The organism is Microbacterium sp. MRS-1 (assembly GCF_000585455.1).
Classification (GTDB): domain Bacteria; phylum Actinomycetota; class Actinomycetes; order Actinomycetales; family Microbacteriaceae; genus Microbacterium; species Microbacterium laevaniformans.
In genome coordinates this window covers 1-987 of the sequence record NZ_JAUF01000109.1, presented here as the reverse complement: position 1 = coordinate 987, position 987 = coordinate 1, and the positions used below count along the sequence as shown (strand labels likewise).

Genomic DNA, 987 nt, shown 5'->3' with positions numbered 1-987 from the left:
GGTTCGCGGCGTCTTGCTCGAACGGGAGGTAGCCGACTTCGTCGACGATGATCAGCCCGTAACGCCGCAACCTCGCGAGCTCGCGGGGGAGGTTTCCTTGCCGGTGCGCATCGGTGAGGCGGGTGACCCAGTCCGTCGCGGTCGCGAACAGCACCCGGTGCCCGTGGCGGGCGGCGACGATCCCGAGCGCGGTCGCGAGGTGCGTCTTCCCGGTCCCGGGCGGGCCGAGCAGGACCACGTTCTGCGCCTCGAGGAGGAACCCTCCCGAGGCGAGTGCGGCGATCTGCTGCCGGATGGTGGGTTGCGCGTCCCAGTCGAAGTCCTCGAGCGTTTTCCGGGCGGGGAACCCCGCGGCCTTGATCCGCAGCTCCGCGCCGGAAGCGTTGCGGGCGCTCACTTCGCGTTCGAGGACGGCGGCGAGGTAGTCCTCGAACGACCAGCCCGCATCCCTCGCCTGGTCAGCCATGCGGGTGGCGGCCTCGGTGATCCGGGGTGCTTTCAGCGCGCCGGCGAGATAGGTGATCTGCTTCGCGGCGTCGGTCTGCTTGGTGACCATCAGGCGACTCCTTCGATCCCGAACGCCCGGTCGTAGTCCGCGAGATCACGCGCCAGGTCATCAACCGGTGCGGGTCGTGGTGTCTGGAACTGCTGCCGCAACCGTTTCGCCGCCTCCAGATGCGCCGGGTCGGTGATCGTGGAACCGCGCGCCCAGACCCGGGCGTGATCGGCGACGAGCCGCCCATCCAAGCGCACCCGAACACGGTCGAGATCGGCGGCGATGTCAACGAACCGGCCTATCGCCGCCGGGTCGACGGAGTAATCGCTCGCGTCGAGGCGGACGTAGTAGTCCCGCCCGAGCCTCACTCGTTCTCGCCAGCCGAGCTGCAACGGGATCGGCGGCAGCGGCAGCATCCGTGAACGGTCGTGGGCGATCAGATCGACCGGGCGAGCTTTGATCGTCCGCACCACCCTGGCGTTCGCTTTATC

At 69.0% G+C, this 987-nt stretch carries 2 protein-coding genes; both read right to left on the bottom strand.

Annotated features, from left to right (window positions below):
• Nucleotides 1-556 (bottom strand): ATP-binding protein (locus AS96_RS14170; RefSeq protein WP_036291128.1); only part of this gene is annotated, 556 nt, incomplete at its 3' end.
• The coding region (locus tag AS96_RS14165; protein ID WP_036291131.1) for a Mu transposase domain-containing protein at nucleotides 556-987 on the bottom strand (432 nt) is incomplete at its 5' end. The genes AS96_RS14165 and AS96_RS14170, both read right to left, overlap by 1 nt.